Source organism: Paracoccaceae bacterium (assembly GCA_019454225.1).
GTDB lineage: Bacteria > Pseudomonadota > Alphaproteobacteria > Rhodobacterales > Rhodobacteraceae.
Window position 1 is genome coordinate 555,096 of the sequence record CP075370.1, and the last position, 20,199, is coordinate 575,294.

Genomic DNA, 20,199 nt, shown 5'->3' on the forward strand with positions numbered 1-20,199 from the left:
GGATGCCACCGCCCGACGGAACGGGGCGGCGGCCCCGATCACTCGGCCGGAACGCGCGCCGGTTCGTCCGACAGCGGCTGCGGCAGGCGGCTGACCATCTCCTTCGGGCAGACCTGGATGAAGTTGCGCCGTTCCTCGGCCCAGTTCTCCAGGATCCGGCGGGCCAGCCTGCTGTCCGTCTCGGCGGCGTGCCGTTCGATCAGGCCCCTCAGCTGCGCCTCCCAATGCGGATGGCTCACCGCGCAGGTCAGGATGGAATCGAGGTTCATCACATCCTCGGCCACACCCTTCGGATCATGGACATAGGCCATGCCCCCGGTCATGCCCGCACCGAAGTTCGCGCCGATCCGTCCCAGGATCACCGCGACACCGCCGGTCATGTATTCGCAGCCGTTAGACCCGCAGCCTTCCACCACCACCTTGGCGCCGCTGTTGCGCACCGCGAACCGTTCGCCCGCCCGGCCCGCCGCGAACAGGTAGCCATCGGTCGCCCCGTAAAGCACGGTGTTGCCGATGATCGTGTTCTCGCTCGCCTCCAGCGGGCTCGACATGGGCTGCCGCACCACGATCATTCCGCCCGACAGGCCCTTGCCCACATAGTCGTTGGCATCGCCCATCACCTCGAGCTTCAGGCCACGCACCGCAAAGGCCCCCAGCGACTGCCCGCAGGAACCGGCCAGCTTCACCGTCAGGTGGTCATGCTGCAGCGCGTTGCGCATCCCGAACTTGCGGACGATATGGCTCGACGCCCGCGTGCCGATGGTGCGGTGGGTGTTCCGCACGGCATAGGACAGCTGCATCTTCTCGCCATCCTCGAAGAACCGCGCGCCGTCGCGGATGATCTCGGCATCCAGCGTGTCGGGCACCGCGTTGCGCGGCTTCGACCGGTCATAGGTGATCTTCTGGCTGCCATCCACGGTGATCAGCATCGGGTTCAGGTCCAGGTCGTCCAGATGCGCCGCACCGCGCGACACCTGTGTCAGCAGGTCGGCCCGCCCGATGATCTCGTCCATCGACCGCGCGCCGATCTGGCTCAGGATCTCCCGCACCTCCTGCGCGTAGAAGGTGATCAGGTTCACCACCTTGTCCGCATTGCCGGTGAACTTGGCACGCAGGCGTTCGTCCTGTGTGCAGACGCCCACCGGGCAGGTGTTCGACTGGCACTGCCGCACCATGATGCAGCCCATGGCAATCAGCGCGGCGGTGCCGATGCCGTATTCCTCGGCCCCCATCATCGCCGCCATGACGATGTCGCGGCCGGTCCGCAGCCCGCCGTCGGTGCGCAGCGTGACCCGCTCGCGCAGGTTGTTCATCGCCAGAACCTGATGCGCCTCGGTCAGGCCCATTTCCCAGGGCAGGCCGGCATACTTGATGCTGGTCGCCGGGCTGGCCCCGGTGCCGCCGTTGTGGCCGGAAATCAGGATCACGTCGGCCTTCGCCTTGGCGACGCCCGCCGCGATGGTGCCCACGCCGCTTGCCGACACCAGCTTCACCGTCACCTTGGCGCGCGGGTTGATCTGCTTCAGGTCGTAGATCAGCTGCGCAAGGTCCTCGATACTGTAGATATCGTGGTGCGGCGGCGGGCTGATCAGCGTCACCCCCGGCGTCGAATGGCGCAGCCGCGCGATCAGCGCCGTCACCTTCATGCCGGGCAGCTGCCCACCCTCGCCGGGCTTGGCGCCCTGCGCCACCTTGATCTCCAGCTCCTCGCAGGCGTTCAGGTATTCGGCCGTCACGCCAAAGCGCCCGGATGCCACCTGCTTGATCTTGGCGCTGGGGTTGTCGCCATTCGGTTCCGGCGTGAAATGCGCCGGATCCTCGCCGCCCTCGCCACTGTCCGACTTGGCCCCGATCCGGTTCATCGCCACGTTCAGCGTCTTGTGTGCCTCGGGGCTCAGCGCGCCCAGCGACATGCCCGGCGTGACGAACCGCTTGCGGATCGATGTGATCGATTCCACCTCCTCGATTGGCACGGCCTTGCCCAGCGGCTTGATGTCCAGAAGGTCGCGCAGGTGGATCGGCGGGTTTGCCCGCATCGCCGCCGAATACTGCTTCCAGATGTCATAGCTGGCCCGGTCGCAGGCGGTCTGCAGCATGTGCATCGTCTGCGCCTCCCAGGCGTGTTTCTCGCCCGACCGCCGCGCCTTGTAGAAGCCGCCGATGGGCAGCACGTCCTGCCCGCCCAGCCAGCCCCTGGCGTGCACTTCCTCCAGTTTCTGCTCGATCCCGTGCAGGCCGATCCCGCTGATCCGGCTGTGCATCCCGGGGAAGTATTCGGCCACCATGGCCCGGCTCAGACCGACCGCCTCAAAGTTCAGGCCCCCGCGATAGCTCGAGATCACCGAGATCCCCATCTTCGACATGATCTTCAGCAGGCCAGCATCAATGGCATCGCGATAGCGCCGCATCGCGTCGGTCAGGCTGCCATCCAGCAGCCCCCGCGAAATCCGGTCCGCAATCGAATCCTGCGCAAGGTAGGCGTTCACCGTGGTGGCCCCGCAGCCGATCAGCACCGCAAAGTAATGCGGGTCGATGCATTCCGCCGACCGCACGTTCACCGAACAGAAGGTCCGCAGCCCCTTGCGGGTCAGCCAGCTGTGCACCGCACTGGTGGCCAGGATCATCGGCATCGGCACCTTCTCGGGGCCCTGGTGCTCGTCCGTCAGCACAAGATGGCTGGCGCCCGACCGCACCGCATCCTCGGCCTCGGCCCGGATGCGTTCCAGCCCCTGCCGCAGGTCGTCCAGTCCCTCGGTCGCCGGGAAGGTGCAGTCGATGAATGCGACCTGCGCACCGAACTGCTGCACCATCACCTCGAATTCGGCATTGGCGATGAACGGGCTTTCCAGCACCAGGATCTCGGTCTGACTGGAGTTTTCGTCCAGCACGTTCTTCAGGTTGCCGAACCGGGTCTTCAGGCTCATCACCCGGCTTTCGCGCAGGGAATCGATGGGCGGATTGGTCACCTGGCTGAAGTTCTGCCGGAAGAAATGCGACAGCGGGCGATACTGCTTCGACAGCACGGCGGCGGGCGTGTCGTCGCCCATGGATGCCACCAGCTCCTTGCCGTCCTCGGCCATCGGCGTCAGGACCTGCTCCAGCTCCTCGACCGAATAGCCCGCCGCGATCTGGCGCCGCCGCAGGTCGGCCCCGCTGAACAGCGCCTTTTCCGGGACGTCCCGCAGCAGCGCGTTCAGGTCGACCACCTTGTCGATCCACTCGCCATAGGGCTGGGCGGCGGCGAGTTTGTTCTTCATCTGCGCGTCGTGGTACAGCTTGCCGTTCGCCATATCGACGGCGATCATCTGTCCCGGTCCCAGCGCGCCCTTCTCGCGCACCGTGGTTTCGTCCACCGGCACCATCCCGGCCTCGGACCCCGCGATCAGCAGCCCGTCGCCGGTGATGACATAGCGCATCGGCCGCAGGCCGTTGCGGTCAAGGCCCCCGCAGACCCAGCGGCCATCGGTCATCGCCAGCGCGGCGGGCCCGTCCCAGGGCTCCATCACCGCGTTGCAATAGGCATACATGTCCTGCCACGCCTTCGGCAGCTCGATGGTCGACTTCGACCAGGCCTCGGGCACCAGCATGGTCTTGGCCATCGGCGCAGAACGCCCCGACCGCACCAGCACCTCGAACACCGCATCCAGCGCCCCGCTGTCCGAGGTGCCCGACGGGATGATCGGCTTGATGTCCTCGGCCGCTTCGCCAAACGCATTGTGCGCCATGCGAATCTCGTGCGATTTCATCCAGTTGACGTTACCCTTCAGCGTATTGATCTCGCCGTTGTGGGCCAGCATCCGGAACGGCTGCGCCAGCCACCACTGCGGGAAGGTGTTGGTCGAATACCGCTGGTGATAGATCGCAAAGGCGGATTCGAACCGCTCGTCCATCAGGTCGGGATAGAACACCGCCACCTGCTCGGCCAGCATCATGCCCTTGTAGATGATGCTGCGGCACGACAGGCTGCACAGGTACATCCCCTGGATATGCGCCGCCAGCGCCGCCTTCTCGATCCGCCGCCGGATGATGTAGAGTTCGCGCTCGAACGCCTCCTGGTCGATGTCCTTGTCGCAGCGGATCAGGATCTGCTCGATCTCGGGCCGGGTCGCGTTGGCCTTCTCGCCCAGCACCGACACATCCACCGGCACATGCCGCCAGCCATAGATGTAGTGCCCCATCCGCAGGACTTCGGTCTCCACGATGGTCCGGCACCGCTCCTGCGCGCCGAAATCGGTGCGCGGCAGGAACACCTGCCCCACGGCGATCAGCTTGCCCATGTCGGGCTCGTGCCCGGTGCGGCGGATCACGTCATAGAAGAACTTCACCGGAATCTGCACATGGATGCCCGCGCCGTCGCCGGTCTTGCCGTCGGCATCCACCGCCCCCCGGTGCCACACCGCCTTCAGCGCGGCGATCCCGTTCTCGACCACCTTGCGGCTCGGCTTGCCCGAAATCGCCACGACCAGGCCCACCCCGCAGGACGAATGTTCATCCTCCGCCCGGTACAGCCCGTTCCCGTCCAGCCAGGCGCGCTTGGCCTCTTCCGCCGCAACCCAGGCTTCATCATGTTTCGTCATGGCGGCTTCCTTTCATTCGCTGTCCAGCACGGCGAACTTGTCCACGCAGTCCTGCCGGGTCATCACGTTGCGCCCCGTGCCCGCATAGGCAAAGCTGTCAGGCTTGTGGTCGATGTAGATCTCGTTGGTCATGGTCAGCCCGTCCGCATCGTCGAAGATGCCGATCGGCAGTTCCAGGTTGCCCGCATAGGGGCCCTCGGCCGTCACCCGGAACCACAGGCCCGATCCGCATTCGCGGCACCATGCCCGCATCGCCCAGCCGCTGGTCTGGCGCGTGGCGACATGCTCGGCGCCCTCCCAGGTCACATGGCCTTCGGGCACGGTGATCCCCAGCAGCGCCGATCCCGTCCAGCGGCGGCACATCCGGCAATGGCAGGCGCCGAAATTCCGTCCGGTCAGCCGCGCGGAAAACCGCACCGCCCCGCACAGGCAGCCGCCGGTCCGTGTCTCCTCGGTGCCCGTCACTGCTTCCCCCTGTCCATCAGGTGACGCAGCATGTCGGAATAGACCTCGGTCGGCCCGATCTCCCATGCCTCGGCCTGGCCCGCATCCCACTCCCGCCGCCATTGCTGGTACTGCGCATCGAAGGTCAGGCCCGAAAGGTCGAAGGGCGGGATGATGTCGAACGGATCGGCCAGCATCGTGCTCAGGTAGAACGGCGCGTGGCCAAGCCGGGGCATCCCCTCGCGCAGTGCCATCACGATGCAGCTGGCGATGGGCTCGTTCGTCGCGCCCAGTTCCAGCACGCCGTCGATGCGCCCCACCCAGACGCGCACGGGCCGGTGCCCCTTGCGCGATCCGAAGCGGTAGAACTTGCGCTCCTCGATCCGGTCAGTCCCGAACACGCACCACCCCCCGCGGATCGCCGCTCAGGATCGCGTCGCATTCATAGATCGGCTGGGTCGATTCGAACCCGGGATCGCCCGGGAAGTCAAAGGTCATCGGGCTGCCGTCGATCGGCACATAGCCGTCGCCGCCGTCATACTCGCCCGGCCCGGCAAAGAAGTTGCGCCATTCCGGGTGGATGTATTCGTTCCCGCGCGAACGGCGCAGCAGGTTCCCCTCGGCATCGGTCTCGCTGAACTCGTAGGCGGTTTCCAGCAGGTCGACCCCGTCGATCGTCACCGTCCGCCCGGTCAGCCGGTCGAAGCCCCGCACCCGGCTCTGCCGCCCGTCGTCCTTCGACAGGTCGAAGGCAAAGGTGTCGGTGCCGCCCAGCAGCTCGGTAAAGCTTGCCGGGTCCTCGGGGTTGGGGTCCAGCGTCTGGCGCACCGTGGGGAACAGGTCATAGCTTTCCACCCACTGCCCTTCGCGGTCGATCCGGCTGACGAAGAAGATCCCCTGCTGGTCGAAATCCGCGCGCCACTGGTCGCCCGGCGCGTCGCGGTCGCACTTGTAGTAGTTCGAAACCCTGCATTGCCGCGCCTGCACGGTCAGCCAGGTGGTGCAGCCGTCCGGCGGGATGAAGGACCCCGCCATGACCGGCGCGGGCAGGGCGCACAGGCCTGCCGCAAGCACGGAACCGGCCAGACGCATGCCAGACGCATGCCAGACGGATGCCAGACCGTTCATCATCCCTTAACCCTCACTCTGCGGCGACGGATGCCGCCGATCCCTGCGCCAGATAGGTCAGTATGCTTTCCGCAGCCTCGCGCCCGTCGCGGATCGCCCAGACCACAAGGCTTGCGCCGCGCACGATGTCGCCGACGGCATAGACGCCGGGCTGGCTGGTCGCATGCGTGCCGAACTCGGCCTTGACGGTCCCCCAGCGGGTGACCTTCAGCGCGGGCTGGCCCCACAGCGTCGGCAGGTCTTCGGGTTCGAATCCCAGCGCCTGGATCACCAGATCGGCGGGTTCCACGTAATCCGCGCCCTCGATGACCTCGGGTGACTGCCGGCCCGTCGCGTCGGGGGCGCCAAGCCGCATCCGCTGCACGATCACGCCCTGCACCGTCTCGCCGCCCGTGAACCCCTTCGGTGCCGAAAGCCACACGAATTCAACGCCTTCTTCCTCGGCATTCTGCGTCTCGCGCTGCGATCCCGGCATGTTCGCCCGGTCACGCCGGTACAGGCACTTGACCGAGGTCGCGCCCTGCCGCACTGCGGTGCGCACGCAATCCATGGCGGTGTCGCCGCCGCCGATCACCACCACGCGCTTGCCCCTGGCATCCAGCGTGCCGTCGTCGAAGGCGGGCACCTCGTCGCCGAAACCCTTGCGGTTCGACGCGGTCAGGAACTCCAGCGCGGGCACGATTCCCTGCGCCCCGCAACCCGGCACCGAAAGGTCGCGTGCCCGGTATACGCCGGTCGCGATCAGCACCGCATCATGCCTGCCCCGGATGGCGTCAAACGACAGGTCGACCCCGACGTTGCAGTTCAGCACGAACTGCACCCCGCCCGCCTCAAGCTGCTCGACCCGCTGCATGACAACCGGCTTCTCAAGCTTGAAGCCGGGGATGCCATAGGTCATCAGGCCGCCCGCGCGGTCATGGCGGTCATAGACGGTGACCTGCACGCCCTTGCGCCGAAGCACGTCGGCCGCCGCCAGCCCGCCCGGGCCCGCGCCGATGATTCCCACGCTCTCGGGCCGTTCCTGCACCGGGCGGATGGGCTTCACCCAGCCCTCCTCCCAGGCCAGGTCGGTCAGATATTTCTCGACCGACCCGATGGTTACGGTGCCGTGCCCCGATTGTTCGATGACACAGTTGCCCTCGCAAAGCCGGTCCTGCGGGCAGATGCGGCCGCAGATTTCGGGGAAGGTGTTGGTGGCCTGGCTCAGTTCATAGGCTTCCTGAAGCCGCCCCTCGGCCGTCAGCTTCAGCCAGTCCGGAATGTTGTTGTGCAGCGGGCAGTGCGACTGGCAGTAGGGCACGCCGCACTGGCTGCACCGCCCGGCCTGCTCGGCCGCCTTCTCGGCGGCGTACTCACGGTAGATCTCGTGGAAATCCTGTGCGCGCAGGCTTGGCGGGCGCTTCTCGGGCATCTCGCGGCCGACGGTCACGAACCGCAGCATCCTGTCCTTGGCCATGCGATCGCCTCCCTGGCTGATGTCACTCGGGCGCATCTTGATACGGCAAGGGACCGGGGAATAAAAGTCAGCAATGTTGACATAAAAGACGGAAAATTACGGAAAACGTCAGCCTTGCTGACAAAAACACGGGAAATTAGGTCAGCATCGGTTCCGATCAGCCCGATGCCCCAACCCAGAGCCCCACCAAAGCCAATCCCCCCACAATGATTCGCCACCACCCGAACACCGCAAACCCATGCCGCTGAACATAGCCAAGCATCCACCTGACAACGACAATTCCGGTGATAGTCGCGGCCGCGAAGCCCACGGCGATCTCGGCGAGGGCACTGGAATCCAGAATCGCCCGATTCTTGTACAGATCATAGGTAAAGGCCCCGAGCATGGTCGGGATCGACAGGAAGAACGAGAACTCGGCCGCCGCACGCCGCGAACAGCCGAGCGCGAGCGCACCCACGATCGTCGCGCCGGACCTGCTGACCCCTGGCACCATGGCAAGACACTGGATGAAGCCGATGGCCAGGGCGGTCCGCAATGGCAGGCGCATCGCGTTGTCATGGCGGGGGACAGGGGCAAAGCGATCCACGAACAGCAGAACGACCCCGCCCGCGATCAGCATCCAGGCGATCAGCGTCGGAGTCTCGAACAGCACCGACTTGATGAAGCCATGCGCCAGGACCCCGATCACCGCAGCCGGCATGAAGGCCAGCAGCACCGTGGCCAGGAACCACTGCGCCCCCGGATCGGACCGCGCCGATCGCGCCACGGCCCACAGGCGCGCGGCATAGACCCAGATGATCGCCAGCACCGCGCCAAGCTGGATGACCACCTCGAACGTCCGGCCCGCGCTTTCGAACCCCATGAAATGCCCGGCCAGCAGAAGATGGCCGGTCGAGGATACGGGCAGGAATTCGGTCAGCCCCTCGATCACCCCGAGGATCAGCGCCGCGACCAGCGTGTCACCCAAGGGTCAGGCTTTCCGCAGGTTCTTGGCCGATTCCTTGATCGCGGCATACTGTCCCGACGGCCGATACCGCCACAGATACTCGGACAGCACGGCATCCATGGCGACAGGCCGGATCCCCAGGTCGGCAAATCCCCTTGCGTCCGGCGCGACCACGCTGTCACGCGACAGGTTCATCACCTGGTCCCGGGTCAGCAACGTGTTCTCGAAAAGCCCCAGCGTCACCGCCTGAAGCATGTCGAATGCCCAGGCCATGATGCGGGCGGCGAAGAACGGAATGTTCAGCACCAGCCGCCGCCGCATCACCACCGTCAGCATCTTCGCCATCAGCTCGCGGAAGCTCGCCGTCTCGGGGCCGCCGAGTTCATAGATCCCGGGCGCGGCCTGTCCCATGGCGCCCATCACGGCAGCCTTTGCCACGTCATCCACATGCACCGGCTGGAACCGCGTTCCCGCGCCCACCACGGGCAGGATCGGACCGAGGCGGGACATCGCGGCGAAGCGGTTGAAGAACTGGTCCTCGGTGCCGAAGATCACCGACGGACGAAGGATCACGGCGGCGGGATAGGCCGCCAGAACCGCCGCCTCGCCCGCTGCCTTGCTGCGGGTGTAGGCGCTGTCGGGATGCCCGGCGATGGCGGACACATGCACCAGATGCGCCACGCCCTCTTCCGCGGCGATCCGCGCAATCCGCCCCGCGCCTTCCGCCTGGACGGCATCGAAGCCCTGCTTGCCGAGCGCATTCAGGATGCCCACACAGTTCACCACCGCGTCAGCGCCCCGCGCCACCGCGCGCACGCTGGCATCGTCGCGGATGTTGCAGAAGACCGGCTCCACCTGGCCGGGCGTGCCATAGGGGCGGACGAAGATGGCCTCGTTCGGGCGACGCACCGCAACCCTGACGCGCCACCCCGCCTGCGCCATGCGCCGTGCGATGTAGCGGCCCACGAAACCCGATCCGCCGTAGATCGTGACCAGCTTGCCCATGGATCGTCCCCCGGTCTGACACCTGCCGGATGGATACCCCCGCAGCCCCCCGGGAACAAGCATCAAGCGCCGCGACGAATTTTCTTCCGGCCCGGTTCCGGCCCGTTGACAGCCCCCGAACCCCCCGGTAAGACGCCCGCCACGACCATCGGCCCAGATGGCGGAATTGGTAGACGCGCTGGTTTCAGGTACCAGTGCCGCAAGGCGTGGAGGTTCGAGTCCTCTTCTGGGCACCAATCGCCGAAGGCCGCGCCCCCGGGCGCGGCTTTTGACATTCCGGGGACCAGCATGACCATCTTTCTGCACAGGGGCGACCTGCCCGACGGCCTGACCCTTGGCTCGGTCGTGGCCATCGACACCGAGACGATGGGCCTCGACCCCCGGCGCGACCGGCTCTGCGTCGTGCAGCTTTCGGCGGGCGACGGGCATGCCCATCTGGTGCAGATCGCCCGTGGCCAGACGCGGGCGCCCAATCTGGAGCGGCTGCTGGCCGATCCCGATACGCTGAAGCTGTTCCACTTTGGCCGGTTCGACATCGCCGCGCTGCAGGCGGCGTTCGGCGTCGTGACCGCGCCGGTCTGGTGTACCAAGATCGCGGCCAAGCTGGTGCGCACCTTCACCGACCGCCACGGGCTCAAGTACCTTCTGGCCGAGCTTGTCGGGGTGGATGTTTCCAAGGCCCAGCAGACATCCGACTGGGGCGCCGAGGACCTGACCGAGGCACAGCGGGAATATGCCGCATCCGACGTTCTGTACCTGCACCGCCTGAAGGCCGAGCTTGTCGCGCGGCTGCAGCGCGAGGGCCGGCTGGACCTGGCCGAGCGGTGCTTTGCCTTCCTGCCGACCCGCGCGGCGCTTGACCTGCTGGGCTGGGACGACGGCGAACGCGACATCTTCCACCACTGAGCCTTGGCGCGGGCGGCCGCAGGGCCCATGTTGCGGCTGGGAGTTCGCCGGATGACCGACAACCTGCATTCCACGCTTGTCGCCTGGCTGAAGGTGATCCTGCCGCTGACGGCGCTGGCGCTGCTGTCCACCCTGTTCCTGGTGGCGCGCACGATCGATCCCGAGGATGCGCTTCCCTTTGCCGAGGTCGATGTCGAGGACCGCCTGCGCGAACCGCGCCTGACGCGGCCCACCTGGTCAGGCATGACCGAGGATGGCGCAGCGCTGACCGTCTCGGCCGCCGAGGCGAAGCCGGGGCGCGGCGACGCCGATGACCCGCGCGCCGAAGCGCTGGTTGCGCACTACGACTTTCCCGGTGGAGGCACGGCCGACCTTACGGCCGCCGCCGGGCGGCTGGACACAAGGGGCCGGGTTCTGACGGTCGAGGGCGGGGTGGTCGTGCAGACCTCGGACGGCTACCGGATCGAGACCGAGGCGCTGACCGCCGCGCTTGACCGCACGCGGCTGGAAAGCGCGGGCGACATTGCCGCAACCGGCCCGATGGGGCGCCTGACGGCCGGCCGGATGCAGATGTCGCGGCAGGCCGGGCAGGCCGCCTATGTTCTGCATTTCACGGGCGGCGTTAAACTGCTATACGACCCCGCGGAATGATCGTGACGAGATTGACAGGTATGCGCCATTTCCTTCGTCTGGCCGGTTTGGCGGCAGGCGTTTCCATCTGTGCCGCGGTTGTGTCGGCGCAGGGTGCGGGCGTTCAGTTTCCGGGCCTGCGGCAGGACGCGGGCCTGCCGGTCGAGGTCAGCGCCGACAGCCTGTCGGTTGATCAGGCGGCGGGCGGTGCCGTGTTCTCGGGCAACGTCATCGCGATACAGGGCGACCTGCGGCTGACCGCCGCCGAAGTGCGCGTGCGCTACGCCGAGGGCGGCGGGGGCATCGAGACCATGCATGCGACCGGCGGTGTCACGCTGGTCAGCCCGACCGAGGCGGCCGAGGCGGCCGAGGCCGTCTATACCATCGGCAGCGGATCGGTCGTGATGACGGGCAATGTCCTGCTGACCCAGGGCCAGAACGCGATCTCCGGCCAGCGGCTGGTGATCGACCTGCGCGCGGGCACGGGTGTCATGGAGGGGCGTGTGACGACGGTGTTCACGCCCGGCGCGGGCGCGGCGCCCAAGAACTGATGGCCGGGCCCGATCTTTCCGTGACGCCGGGCGGTGCCGGGCTGGTCATCCGGTCGCTGCGCAAGAGCTATCGCAAGCGGCTGGTGATACGCGACGTGTCGATGCGGCTTGACCGGGGCGAGGTCGTGGCCCTGCTCGGCCCCAACGGATCGGGCAAGACGACATGCTTCTACGCCATCGCCGGCCTGATCACGCCCGAGGCCGGGCAGGTGGTGATCGACGGCCGCGACGTGACGGCGCTGCCGATGTACCGGCGTGCCCGCCTGGGCATCGGGTATCTGCCGCAGGAGGTGTCGATCTTCCGGGGCCTGTCGGTCGAGGACAACATCCTTGCCGTGCTGGAGATCGTCGAGGATGACCGCCACACCCGCCGCGAGCGGCTGGAAGAACTGCTGACAGACTTCTCGATCACCCACATCAGGCAGGCGCCCGCCCTGGCGCTGTCGGGGGGTGAGCGGCGGCGGGTCGAGATCGCCCGCTGCCTTGCCGCGAACCCGAAGTACCTGCTGCTGGACGAACCCTTCGCCGGCGTCGATCCGATTGCCGTGGGCGAGATCCGGCATCTGGTGCAGGATCTGAAGGGCCGCGGGATCGGTGTCCTGATCACCGACCACAACGTGCGCGAGACGCTGGATATCGTCGATCGCGCCTATATCCTGCACGATGGCCGCGTGCTGATGAGCGGCACCACCGACGAGGTGGTCCGCGACGAGAACGTGCGCCGGGTCTACCTGGGGCAGAATTTCCGCATCTCCTGACGCATCCGCGGGGCTGTCGGCGGCGTGTCACCGGCCTGTCATCGTTGCATCAGGAATCCGTTGACAATGGCGACCGCCCTGTCGCCAAATACCCGTGATGCGTGCGTACCCCGCCCCCTTCGGCGCCTTTGGCAACGGGCCTCCGGCCCCCGTGCCGATGGGCGCAGGCGCGCACCGGCCGATCCCTTACGGTCATCCGACAGCCCCCCGCGCGCTGCGCGGGACAAGGCGAAATGCCCAGCACGAAGGAGGAACCATGCGGTACCAGATCAGCGGCAAGCAGATCGACATCGGCGAGGCGTTGCAGACGCACGTGAAGGCCGAACTGGGCGAGGTGATCGAGAAATATGCGCAGCGCCCGACCGAGGCGGTTGTCGTGTTTTCCCGGTCGGCCCACGAGCTGATCTGCGAGGCGACCGTGCACCTGTCGACCGGCCTGACGGCGCAGGCCAAGGGGCACGCGGGCGAGATCTATGCCGCATTCGAGAGCTGCCGCGAGAAGATGGACAAGCAGCTGCGCCGCCACAAGCGCCGCCTGCGCGACCATCACCGTGACCGGACGTCACCGGTTGAGTTCGACATGTCGCCGGACTATATCCTCGCTCCGACCGACGAACCCGACGACGACGGTTCCGATCTGGCCCAGCCCGTGGTGATCGCGGAGATGGAGACCAAGGTGCCGTCGATCACGGTGGGCGAGGCGGTCATGCAACTGGAACTGGCGGGCCAGAAGATGCTCGTCTTCCGCAATGAAGGACATGGCGGCGTCAATGTCGTATACCGGCGGGACGACGGCAACATCGGGTGGATCGACCCGCGCAACAGCCGCTGATCGCACGCCACCCGCAGGACAGGCCGCACAGATGCAGATCTCGAAACTACTGATCCCGGCCGCGGTGCGCGTGGTGGGGCATCTGACGTCGAAGAAGCGCCTGTTCCAGGACATCGGCGATCTGACCGCGCAGGCCTGGGGCTTTCATGCCTCGGTCGTGGTCGACGGGCTCCAGGAACGGGAAAGCCTGGGGCCCACCGGCGTCGGCCACGGCATCGCCCTGCCGCATGCGCGGCTGGACGAGATCGAGCGGATCGTCGGCGTCTTCGTCCGGCTGGAGAAGCCGCTCGATTATGACAGCGTGGACCGGCAGCCGGTCGATCTGGTGTTCGCGCTGCTGGCGCCCAAGGATTCGGGGGTCGACCACCTGAAGGCGCTGGCGCTGGTCAGCCGCACCATGCGGGACCCGGCGGTGGTGACCAAGCTGCGGGCCAACACCGACCCGGCGAAACTGTACGCGATCCTGACCGAGGATCGGACCTCGCAGGCGGCCTGATACGGGCGGCCTGATCCGGAGCGTCCCATCGTGGGACGCTTTTTCATGCCAATGATTACAATGGCTTGAGTGGTTGGCCTTAACCACTTGTCAACACTTGCGCGCCCGTCTGGCCGGCCGGCGGGTCAGGGCGCGTCGCCGAATCCGAACCCGATATAGTCGCGCTGATAGGCCTCGCGCGCGGCGGCGTCGATTTCGGCGGTGCGCAGGGCCGACAGCGGAATCACCTGCGGATCGTCGGACGGGGGCAGGTCGGGGCAGGCCACGCCGGTTTCGGCGCAGAGAAAGGCCAGGCCCTGTGCCAGCCGGTCCTCGCGCAGGATCGCGTCGGGTGCCTGGTGCTGCGCGAAGCCCTGGATCAGCGCGGTCTGCGTGGCGATCTGGCCATCGACGCGCAGCGATGTCTGCCCCGACAGGATCATCCGGGCAAAGCGCAGGAAGGCCAGAAAGGCCGCGCGATGGTCGTCGGGCGACATGGCGCCCGCCTTGTGCGGGGGCGGCAGGTCAAGCGCGAAGGTGCGGTTCAGCGCGCCGCGCAGTTCGGGCGCCGCGCCGGTCAGGATTCGGGTGCGGAACACCGCATGCGCGCGCAGCAGGGGATGGCGCAGCACGGTAAAGCTGCGGTGTGCGGGCGTGTTCCGCATCCACTGGCGCAGCGTCTTGTGCGTGAAGTCGCCCCGGACCGCCCCGAAGCCCGCCAGCCAGCCCTTGACCTGCGCGACCGGGCCGCCCGGCACCGGCATGTAGAGCATGGGGCCGGCCGCGTGATACGAAGGGATGGCCGGGGCGCGGCGCGGCTCGAAACTCGGGGTGCGCGACAGGTCGAACCGGTCGATGCCCGACAGCGCGGCGACCATCTGTTCGGGGTTCTCGACCTTGTCCTCGATCGGTTCGGGGTTCTGCTTCTTCAACGTCGGGTCGGGCGCATCGAGCCGCGCGGCGATGCCCAGATGCGCGGCGAGCCCGTTCAGAACGTCGAGATCCTGAAGATCCTCGTAGTCGATGTAGAAGGCCGTCTGTCCGGTGGTCTGGAGCCCGTGCAGGATGCGCAGGTGAAATGCCTGAAGTTCGGCAATGAAGGCCTCGAACTCGGCGCCGTCGAACCGGGCCTGCGCGGTCTTGAGCCGCTTGGCATTGGTCAGCTTCCACTGGCCGGTGGCCTGCGCGATCTTGAGGCTGACATAGCTTTCCAGCGGATTGCGCGTCAGCACGATCTTGGCGCAGCGCGCGTCCTGCATCACCGGGTCGAAGACGCGCGGATCGTGATCGTGGAAATAGCGGAACCCCGACAGGCCGGGCGTGCGGTCGCGCATCGCGCGCAGCAGGCGGCCCGGATCGGCATCGCGGGCGGCAAGGGTGATGTCGAACAGCTCGGCCTGATTGAGCTTGCCGATGAAATGGGGGTTGAACGCCTCGCCGTGGCAGGTGACGCCCGGCAGGGCGTTCAGGTTCGCCTCGAGAAAGTTCGACCCCGTGCGCATGGCGGCGAACATCACGAAACTGTCGAAACGGGCCATGCGGTCACTTCACCAGATAGGGGCGGCTGCGGCGGCCCGTGTTGGGGCGCGGATCCTCGCCCACCGGAAAATCGCCCATCAGAACAGGCTGCATCCCCTGGTTGCGCAGGGCTTGCAGGAACTGCCCGAACCCCTTGAGGTCGGTCAGCCGGGGCGCCTCGGTCAGGCGGCGGACGCCACGGGGGCTGATCTCGTCCACGATGGTCTGCAGCGGCTCCATCGGGTTCTCGACGAATTCCGCAAGCGTCCAGATGCGGACGCGCGCCTTGGTCCAGACGCTGCGCAGAACCTCGAGATGCTGTGATTCGATCTTCTGCAGGCGCGCGGCCTCGGCCCGGATGGCGCTGAAATTCTCGTTCGACTTGAACAGCGGCACGGCCCAGGCCCCGGAAATCACGCTGATCGTGGCGTTCGCGTCGCCGGCCATGAACCAGCTGAGCGCCTGGTTGTCCGCCGGTCCGAACTGGAAGCATTGGCGTTCGCCGCGCGTGTTCCAGATCAGGTTCGTCAGGAAGCTTTTCGGGTTGTAGTCGCGCAGCGCGGCGCTGTCGGTCAGCGCGCCGTTGTAGATGGTTTCGCCGCCCGCGTATTCGACGCGCGCCGGTGCGAACAGATGCCCGTGGACGCGGGTTCCGGCCACGCGGCTGAGCCAGACGTCAAAATCCTCGAACACCTCGGCAAAGCCCTCGAACACGGCATAGGGTGCGGCGGTGCGCCCGTTCTCGCGGTTCTCGACCGGATAGCGGCTTTGCATGTAGAGCCCGGCGCGCCCCTTCACGCGGCGTTCGACCGCCTTGGAGAACAGGCGGTCGATCTTGCCCGGGTTCGGTTCGGCGGCAGGCTGGCCCTTGCCCTCCTCGGTCAGGAAAAGCTGGTACAGGCGGTCGGCATGCGGCCAGATCTTGCGCGCGATGAAGCAGTCGGACCGGCGCAGCAGTTGCAGGTGATCATCGTAGAAGATGTGCGGCTTTCCCTGGAAATCGAACTTGGACAGGGTAAGCGACCGGCTTTCGACCGTGGTGGCGAAGAGCCGCACGAGGGTCTGGAAATAGCTTTCGTCGGGGATCCAGACCTTGCGGAAATAGCGGTCGTATTCGCGCCGGCGCGGGTCTTCCAGGATGGCGGACAGGGTGCGCCGCGTCAGGCACCACCACTGGCTGCCCAGATGCGGCACGAGGCCGTCGGGAATGCGGCGGCGCACGCCGAGGCGCCGCTGCAGTCCGACATACCAGTCGAACAGCTTGCGGCGCTTGCGCCACGAGAACGGGAACCGCAGCGTGAACCGTTCGATGTCGAGCCCGCCCACCGTCCAGCCGACATCGGCGGTGGTGACGCTTTCGATGAAATCGGTGGTGGGGCGTTCGTCGAGATAGGTGCGCAGCTCGTCGATCGGGCGCAGCGGCAGGCAGGACCCCGAGGCGAGATAGACGTGGCGGACCTGCGGAAAGTCGCGCAGCATCAGCGCCGAAGCCTCGATCGTGGCGGCGACGATGCCCCAGGTTCCCCATTCGCAGGCGTGCCGCCCGCTGAACCGCACGTCGGCCACATCGGCCAGATCGGCGCGGAACCGCGCGAACGCGCGCGCGCCCACCCGGCTGTCGACATGGATCACAACCGGACAGCCGCGTTCGGACAGATGCCGTGCCACCTGCGCCGCGCGGTCGAGCGCGGTGTGGCAGAGCATCAGGAACCCCACGGTCATGCCCAGTTCCCCTTGGACATCAGGCCCAGGATCTCGAGCTGGCGCCAGTTGATGTACTTCTCGCTCCACTTGCACCAGAGATCGGGCTCGCTGTCCATCGCGGCGCGATAGGCGCGGTACTCGGCGCTGCCCAGATAGTGTTCGCCGCGCCGCATCTCTTCTTCCGCCTTGGCGCCGAAGGTGTCGAGGAACTTGGCATGCAGCAGGATGCCGCTGGCCTTTTCGCCGCCCAGCGTGTCATGCACCTGGTTCAGGCCGCGCGGCAGGACCATGTGGGTGGAGCTGACATAGGCATAGCCGCGGTGCCAGCGGACCAGCGGCACCTTGTTCAGCGCGGGGGCCAGTTTCGGCGTGTCGGGGAAGAACACCCGCGCCCGCGGTCCGCCCTGGATCCAGAGGTTGCCGTAGCGGCCGTTCAGGCTGATGGCATAGTTCCCGGCATCGAACCATTGCGCGATCTCGAACGGGTCCTGCCCCTCGCGGTAGGGCTGGGCGTTCATCGGACCCTTGGGATACATGTCGAGCAGCATGGCCGAGAACGAGCGGATGGACGAGGCATCCAGCCAGTCGGTCAGCGCCCGGATCGGCCGCGTCTCGCAGAACGGATAGACGAAGAATTCGTCCACATCGACGGTCAGGCACCAGTGCCCGTGCGCATGGCGCCGCTGCAGCCGGGTGATCCAGTCCATGCCGAAGCGTGACGCCTTGTAGCTGCTTTCCGTCGTCCACAGCGACACGTCGGGCTGTTCGGCCAGATATTCGCGCGAGCCGTCGTCGCTGCCGTTATCGACGATCAGGAAGTGGTCGATCCCGATCCCGCGGTAGTAGCGCAGGAAGAACGGCAGGCGCACCCGTTCGTTGCGCAGCGTGACGAAAGCAAGAATGGCCTCGCGCCGGATCGCGCGGGTGCGGTCGGCGACCGGTGTCAGTTCGCGCCCCTTCCACCACGCCCGCGCCAGCAGACGCTTGCGCCGCAGTCGAAGCCGGTAGGATTCAAATACTCCCATGCCGCGCCCTTGCCCGTCCGGACCTGCCTGTTCCGGTGGTTACCGCACCGGCCCTGACAAAACCCTTATCTCCGCCCCCGAGGTCCGGTCGTTGCCGCGACCCTAGACCGGTCGGCCCGCAGCGTAAACGGCAGGCCGGTCTTTCTGCCCCCGACTGTCGCACGCCCGTCATATCCAGCCGCCCCGCGACATCAGCCCCATCGCCTCGAGCCCGCGCCATCCGGTCAGCCGGGTCGAGGCAGGGCACCAGAGGTCAGGATCTTCGGTCAGGCGGGCGTAATAGTCATCATAGACCGCACTGTTCACGAAATGCTCGCCCCGTATCCGTTCCTCGGCAGACCGGCGCACGATCAGGTCGAGGAACTTGGTGTGCAGGATCACGCCGGACGGCGCCTCGCCGCCATCGGGGGCATAGGTGCGGTTCAGGCGCCGGGGCAGGATCTGGTGGGTCGAGTTGACATAGGCATATCGGCGGTTCCACCGAACGAGCGGGGTCTTGTTCAGGGTCGGCGCCCGACGCGGATCGGCGGCGAAGAACGCCCGCGCCCGCGCCCCGCCCTGGATCCACAGGTTGTCGAGCGGCGCCTGAACCCGGATCGACAGGTTTCCGGCATCGAACCAGCAGAGATGCTCGAACGGATCGTCGCCCGGCCGGTAGGGCGGCCCCGACAGGCGCCCCCTGGGATAGAGATCCAGCATCATCGCCGGCAGCGCCTGGTGCCCGCAGGACGCCAGCCACGCGGTCAGCGCGCGCAGATCGCGGGTTTCCCAGTAGGGATAGATCAGGATCTCGTCGGCATCGAGGGTCAGGCACCAGTGCCCGTGGCAATGCCGCATCATCAGCCAGGTCAGCCAGTCGACCCCGAACCGCGACAGGCGATAGCTGTGCGGCGTGGACCAGAGCGAGACATCCGGCTGACCGGCCAGATAGGCCGCCGTGCCGTCGTCGCTGGCGTTGTCGACGAACAGGAAATGCGCCACCCCAAGCCGCCGGTGGTGCGCCAGGAAATGCGGCAGGCGAACACGTTCGTTGCGCACGGTCGACAGGCAAAGGATGTCATCCGGGCGGATCTCGGCGGTGCGGTCGGAAACAGGCTGCAACTGCCGGCGCTTGCGGAACGCGCGATAGAGGTATCGCCTGCGTTTCCACCGCAGGCGATAGGCCGTCAGCGCCGTGGCAAGAATCCGGGACGAGCGTTCGGCAAGGGTGCCGGACGGGCGTTCGCCTTCGCTATCGCCCGCCGGCCGCCCCACGGATATACGTCACTGCGCCGCGCGGCTTTGGGCCAGCATCTCGTGCAGGTAGGTCGAGAACTCGTCATGCAGGTCGGCGCGCGCGAGGCCATAGGCCACGGTCGCCTGCAGGAACCCCGCCTTTGACCCGCAGTCGAAGCGCTGGCCACGGAAGCGGAAGCCGAACACCTGCCCGGGCTTCTTCGTTTCTTCCGCGATGGCATCGGTCAGCTGGATCTCGCCGCCCGCGCCCTGGCGCATGCGATTGAGGTTCTTCATGACCTTCGGCGTCAGGATGTAGCGCCCGATGACCGCAAGGTTCGACGGCGCGTCGGCGGCCTTGGGTTTTTCGACCATGCCCTTGACCGAGACGATCGACCCCATGTCATCGGCGACGTCGAGCACCCCGTAGGACGAGATCTTGCTGGCCGGAACCTCCATCGCGGCAACCATGTTGCCGCCGGTCTGTTCATAGGCCTCGACCATCTGCTGAAGGCAGGGCTTTTCGGCGGCGATCACGTCGTCGGGCAGCAGCACCGCGAAGGGTTCGTTGCCGATCATGCGACGCGCGCACCATACGGCGTGGCCAAGTCCCATCGCCCGGTTCTGCCGGACATAGGCGATGGCACCCGAATCCATGTAGGTGTCCTTCAGCACTTCGAGCAGGGCATCCTTGCCCGAGCGGCGCAGCGTGTTCTCAAGCTCGGGCGAGTGATCGAAGTAATCCTCGAGCGCGGACTTGCCGCGCGCGGTGACGAAGATGAACTCTCGGATTCCGGCGGCGCGCGCCTCGTCGATGGCGTACTGGATCAGCGGCCTGTCAACCAGCGTCATGATCTCTTTCGGGATCGACTTGGTTGCCGGCAGGAACCGTGTGCCCAGACCTGCCACCGGAAACACGGCCTTGAGGACCTTGCGGATTTTCTTCATCTACTCCGACCTGATGCTGCGCTCCCTCGGGAGCGGACCTGCCCACTCTAGCGGACCTGACCCGGAATCTCCACGCCGATT

18 protein-coding genes and 1 tRNA gene are annotated in these 20,199 nt (G+C 66.9%); 7 read left to right on the forward strand and 12 right to left on the reverse strand.

Translation table 11 applies throughout. From position 1 onward, the window contains the following. Positions 1-38 precede the first annotated feature (38 nt). From gltB to KF887_02725, 7 genes are all read right to left on the reverse strand, one after another. Positions 39-4,577, reverse strand: coding sequence for a glutamate synthase large subunit (gene gltB / locus KF887_02695; protein QYK42066.1), 4,539 nt, complete (start codon positions 4,575-4,577; stop codon positions 39-41). A 12-nt stretch (positions 4,578-4,589) separates the two neighbouring features. Continuing rightward, entirely contained in the window at positions 4,590-5,006 is a 417-nt protein-coding gene (locus KF887_02700; GenBank protein QYK43405.1) for a GFA family protein, read from the reverse strand. Positions 5,007-5,038: 32 nt separating this feature from the next. Next, the gene (locus KF887_02705; GenBank protein QYK42067.1) at positions 5,039-5,422 is read right to left on the reverse strand and encodes a hypothetical protein; all 384 of its coding nucleotides are present in this window, start codon (positions 5,420-5,422) and stop codon (positions 5,039-5,041) included. Next, positions 5,409-6,056, reverse strand: a complete 648-nt coding sequence (locus tag KF887_02710) for a hypothetical protein (protein QYK43406.1) — start codon at positions 6,054-6,056, stop codon at positions 5,409-5,411. The genes KF887_02705 and KF887_02710 overlap by 14 nt, the downstream gene beginning before the upstream one ends. A gap of 106 nt (positions 6,057-6,162) precedes the next feature. Beyond that, the gene (locus tag KF887_02715) at positions 6,163-7,605 is read right to left on the reverse strand and encodes an NAD(P)-dependent oxidoreductase (protein QYK42068.1); all 1,443 of its coding nucleotides are present in this window, start codon (positions 7,603-7,605) and stop codon (positions 6,163-6,165) included. A 157-nt stretch (positions 7,606-7,762) separates the two neighbouring features. Beyond that, positions 7,763-8,572 carry an undecaprenyl-diphosphate phosphatase gene (locus KF887_02720; GenBank protein QYK42069.1) on the reverse strand — a complete coding sequence of 270 codons (810 nt, stop codon included), beginning with the start codon at positions 8,570-8,572 and terminating at the stop codon, positions 7,763-7,765. 3 nt (positions 8,573-8,575) lie between these two features. Then, positions 8,576-9,556 carry a complex I NDUFA9 subunit family protein gene (locus tag KF887_02725; protein ID QYK42070.1) on the reverse strand — a complete coding sequence of 327 codons (981 nt, stop codon included), beginning with the start codon at positions 9,554-9,556 and terminating at the stop codon, positions 8,576-8,578. A 151-nt stretch (positions 9,557-9,707) separates the two neighbouring features. Here KF887_02725 and KF887_02730 point away from each other — a divergent pair. The 7 genes from KF887_02730 (at position 9,708) to KF887_02760 (ending at position 13,729) form a co-directional block, all read left to right on the forward strand. Next, positions 9,708-9,792: transfer RNA gene (locus KF887_02730), tRNA-Leu, on the forward strand. Positions 9,793-9,844: 52 nt separating this feature from the next. Next, on the forward strand, positions 9,845-10,462 hold the full coding sequence (locus tag KF887_02735) for a ribonuclease D (protein QYK42071.1): 618 nt from the start codon (positions 9,845-9,847) through the stop codon (positions 10,460-10,462). Between the two features lie 51 nt (positions 10,463-10,513). After that, positions 10,514-11,113, forward strand: a complete 600-nt coding sequence (lptC, locus tag KF887_02740; protein QYK42072.1) for an LPS export ABC transporter periplasmic protein LptC — start codon at positions 10,514-10,516, stop codon at positions 11,111-11,113. Positions 11,114-11,133: 20 nt separating this feature from the next. Further along, complete coding sequence (gene lptA, locus KF887_02745) at positions 11,134-11,643, forward strand: lipopolysaccharide transport periplasmic protein LptA (GenBank protein QYK42073.1); 510 nt, start codon at positions 11,134-11,136, stop codon at positions 11,641-11,643. Then, positions 11,643-12,401, forward strand: coding sequence for an LPS export ABC transporter ATP-binding protein (lptB, locus tag KF887_02750; protein ID QYK42074.1), 759 nt, complete (start codon positions 11,643-11,645; stop codon positions 12,399-12,401). The genes lptA and lptB overlap by 1 nt, the downstream gene beginning before the upstream one ends. A gap of 256 nt (positions 12,402-12,657) precedes the next feature. Beyond that, positions 12,658-13,233 (forward strand): ribosome-associated translation inhibitor RaiA, encoded by a 576-nt coding sequence (gene raiA, locus KF887_02755; GenBank protein ID QYK42075.1) that lies wholly within the window; start codon positions 12,658-12,660, stop codon positions 13,231-13,233. A gap of 31 nt (positions 13,234-13,264) precedes the next feature. Beyond that, complete coding sequence (locus KF887_02760; protein ID QYK42076.1) at positions 13,265-13,729, forward strand: PTS sugar transporter subunit IIA; 465 nt, start codon at positions 13,265-13,267, stop codon at positions 13,727-13,729. 125 nt (positions 13,730-13,854) lie between these two features. Here the strand turns inward: KF887_02760 and KF887_02765 are convergent, their stop codons facing one another. The 5 genes from KF887_02765 to galU all read right to left on the reverse strand — a co-directional run bounded on the left by KF887_02765 (position 13,855) and on the right by galU (position 20,118). Then, a complete protein-coding gene (locus tag KF887_02765; protein QYK42077.1) occupies positions 13,855-15,246 on the reverse strand; it encodes a nodulation protein NodH in 1,392 nt (463 codons plus the stop codon). Between the two features lie 4 nt (positions 15,247-15,250). Next, positions 15,251-16,948, reverse strand: coding sequence for a glycosyl transferase (locus tag KF887_02770; GenBank protein ID QYK42078.1), 1,698 nt, complete (start codon positions 16,946-16,948; stop codon positions 15,251-15,253). After that, the gene (locus KF887_02775; GenBank protein QYK42079.1) at positions 16,945-17,955 is read right to left on the reverse strand and encodes a glycosyltransferase family 2 protein; all 1,011 of its coding nucleotides are present in this window, start codon (positions 17,953-17,955) and stop codon (positions 16,945-16,947) included. Before KF887_02775 ends, KF887_02770 begins: the two co-directional genes overlap by 4 nt. 168 nt (positions 17,956-18,123) lie before the next feature. Next, on the reverse strand, positions 18,124-19,140 hold the full coding sequence (locus tag KF887_02780; protein QYK43407.1) for a glycosyltransferase family 2 protein: 1,017 nt from the start codon (positions 19,138-19,140) through the stop codon (positions 18,124-18,126). Between the two features lie 78 nt (positions 19,141-19,218). Continuing rightward, on the reverse strand, positions 19,219-20,118 hold the full coding sequence (gene galU / locus KF887_02785; GenBank protein ID QYK42080.1) for a UTP--glucose-1-phosphate uridylyltransferase GalU: 900 nt from the start codon (positions 20,116-20,118) through the stop codon (positions 19,219-19,221). Between the last annotated feature and the right edge of the window lie 81 nt (positions 20,119-20,199).